Genomic DNA, 3,051 nt, shown 5'->3' on the forward strand with positions numbered 1-3,051 from the left:
TTAGCTCACCAGTCCATGTTATCCGTTGAGCCTGTGGTTGTCCGTTTTGAGGCTGAAGAAAGCAATGATTGTTGGCAATTTGATTTCACTCCATCAGACTTAAAACAACTGGAAAACAATAATGGGCAAAAATTGTTTATCGCCAGTGTTACTGATGATAAAAGTGGGGTGCTTTATTCAGAATACATAGAATCATCAGGTGAAGATGCATTGACTGCATTAAAATTCTTATTCAGGGCAATGTCTGCAAAACAAATCCCCGGATTTTTTTTTCAAGGGATCCCAAAAGTTATTTATACTGATAATGGAGCTTTTGCAAGAAGTGCCATTTTTAAACGTGTATTGGCCTGTCTTGGCATTGAACTTAAAACACATATGCCAAGAAACTCTGATGGAAGACGCACGACGGCTCGTGGGAAAGGGAAAGTTGAGCGTACCAACCGAACTACAAAGGAATCTTTCGAAACATTGTTTCATTTCCATAAACCAAACACACTAAATCAGGCAAACGAATGGTTAATGAATTATCTACTCCAATATATTGAGATGCCTCATCGCTCTGAAAAATCAACACGAATTCAGGTTTGGCGCGATTATCTGCCAACTAATGGTTATCGACAAATGTGTTCATGGGAGAAATTTTGTCAATTTGTTCGTGAGCCAGAAACACGATTGGTCGGTTCCGATGCTTGTGTCTGCATTGAAGGCGTTGCCTATCAATTGATTTCTGACATGGCAGGAAATGAAGTCATTTTGTTGCATGGTTTATTGGATAATGAATTGTACGTTGAATTTAATGAACAAAAAATGGGACCATTTTATCCCAGCAGCGGCCCTATACCTTTAAATTCCTATCGAAAGTACCCAAAAACGAAAACTGAAAAATTGGCTGATGACATCTTCAGTTTGGCCCAATCAATTTCAATTCCCTTGTCTGTAATGACGGGTAAAAATACTCAAACAATCGAGCAATTAGAAAGAGCGCGCGCTATCACAAAAAATCAGCCCTTTATCCCGTTTGAAGATGAACATGACTTTCTATTTGTTGACACGCTGGATGCTAAACAAGCTATTGCACGATTATTAGGGAAACCCTTGGCCGAGCTGCTTCCACAACAATTAGAGATGATAAATCAAATTGTGGAAGAAACATTAAATAAAGATCAAGTTGAATCAAGAGTGAGGCAATATTTTACTTTGTCTCTTCCTCAAGTATTGAATAAGGAGTGATACGTGTATACAGAAGTTATGGATTTTTTTGGCTTGAAACAACCCCTGGTTTGTGCAAGTTACTATGAAACAGAGCAACGTAAAAAATTATATAAAGAATTGAAGTTTTTACTCCAAGCAGGTGGTATTTATGCCTTAACCGGAATGGTTGGTGCAGGGAAAACAACCTTATTAAATCAGATTCAGCAAGAGCTAGAACTTGAAAATAAAATTTGTGTCTCTCGCTCTTTATCTACTGAAAAAAACAAATTGAATGTCAGTACCATTTATCTGGCATTATTTTATGACCTCACTAAAACGGATAAAAATTTCAAAGTTCCGACACAAGGTGAAAAACGGGAACGTCAGTTACTGGATTTGATTAAAAAACAAAAAAAACCGGTGGCTCTATTTATTGATGAGGCTCATGACATACACGGACAAACCTTAACCTCTCTCAAGCGGATCGTAGAGGTAGTCGCCCAAGGAGGTTGTCAATTATCTATTATCTTGGCAGGACATCCCAAATTAGGCAACTCACTGTCCAAATCCAGTATTGAAGAAATAGGTGCACGAACGAAAGTATTTGATATTGATAGCGCCATGGGGAACATGGAAAAATACGTTGAGTGGCTGTTTAAGCAATGCTTGCATGATAAGGTAAAAGTAGGTGATGTTATTACACCAGAAGCATCATTACGATTGGCGCAGGCATTAATAACACCATTGCAAATCCATAAATACTTATCAGCGGCGATGGAGATTGCCTATACCACCGGAATAAAGCCTATTACGGAAGACATTATTAACAAATCACTTGCTCCCGATCTTAATTCTATGGAGGCTCAACTTGCTAGGATTGGATACCAGCTGCCTGCTATTTGTGATTTCCTTCATGCGTCATCTAAAGAGGTAAAAGATTTTTTATATGGTAAATCAAATTCGCCTAGAAAAACGGAGTTTTTAAGCGCCATTCGGTCTATCGGTATTGCTGTATAATGAGTCGGAGGTTCTCATGAATGAAATAACAGGCAATGAGCTTCCGGCTTATAAAGATTTTCTTGAAAAAGCCAAGACTCAAATTTATGGCACTCGTGTCCGTGCTGCGACGGCTGTTAATCGGGAGTTAATCGCATTGTATTGGTGGATTGGCGAACATATTGTTAGGAGTCAGGAAAAATATGGTTGGGGTAGATCTGTCGTTGAACGTCTGTCGCAAGATTTAAAGGCTGAATTTAGCCATAAAACAGGGTTTTCTCCGCAGAATCTTTGGTACATGCGTCAATTTTATTTAGAATATCAGACCAAACCAAATCTCCAACAGCTTGTTGGAGAAATCCCATGGGGGCAAAACTTACTAATCCTTAGCAAGGTAAAGGATGATGATGCTAAACTCTATTATTTGAAAGCGACCCAGGAATGCGCATGGAGCCGCGATGTATTGAGCATGCAGATTACTTCAAAAAGCTATGAGAGACAGGTTTTGGCAAATAAACAACATAACTTTCATACCGCACTGCCTGAGCATTTAGCGGAGCAAGCTGACAAGACTATGAAAGACGTGTATATGCTTGGGCTTTTGGGTATAACAGAACCTGTGGTTGAAGCCGAGATAGAGCGTCGTATGGTCTCCAAGATTAAAGATGTGATCCTGGAGTTAGGGTATGGTTTTAGCTTCATCGGTAACCAATACCGGATTGTAACGCCAGATTCAGAGTATTTTATAGATCTCCTGTTTTATCACAGAAAATTACAATCGTTGGTTGCTGTGGAATTAAAAACGACGAAATTCAAGGCTGAATATGCTGGTAAAATGAACTTATATTTAAATTTGCTGGATGA

Annotated in this window: 3 protein-coding genes; all 3 read left to right on the forward strand. The window is 38.9% G+C overall.

The window, feature by feature from the left end:
- On the forward strand, nt 1–1,230 hold a 1,230-nt coding region (locus Q0495_RS00080; RefSeq protein ID WP_298621829.1), incomplete at its 5' end, for a DDE-type integrase/transposase/recombinase.
- Between the two features lie 3 nt (nt 1,231–1,233).
- Nucleotides 1,234–2,208, forward strand: coding sequence for an AAA family ATPase (locus Q0495_RS00085; protein WP_298621831.1), 975 nt, complete (start codon nt 1,234–1,236; stop codon nt 2,206–2,208).
- Between the two features lie 16 nt (nt 2,209–2,224).
- Nucleotides 2,225–3,051 (forward strand): PDDEXK nuclease domain-containing protein (locus Q0495_RS00090; RefSeq protein ID WP_298621833.1); only part of this gene is annotated, 827 nt, incomplete at its 3' end.

The sequence above is a fragment of the uncultured Legionella sp. genome (assembly GCF_937871865.1).
Classification (GTDB): domain Bacteria; phylum Pseudomonadota; class Gammaproteobacteria; order Legionellales; family Legionellaceae; genus Legionella.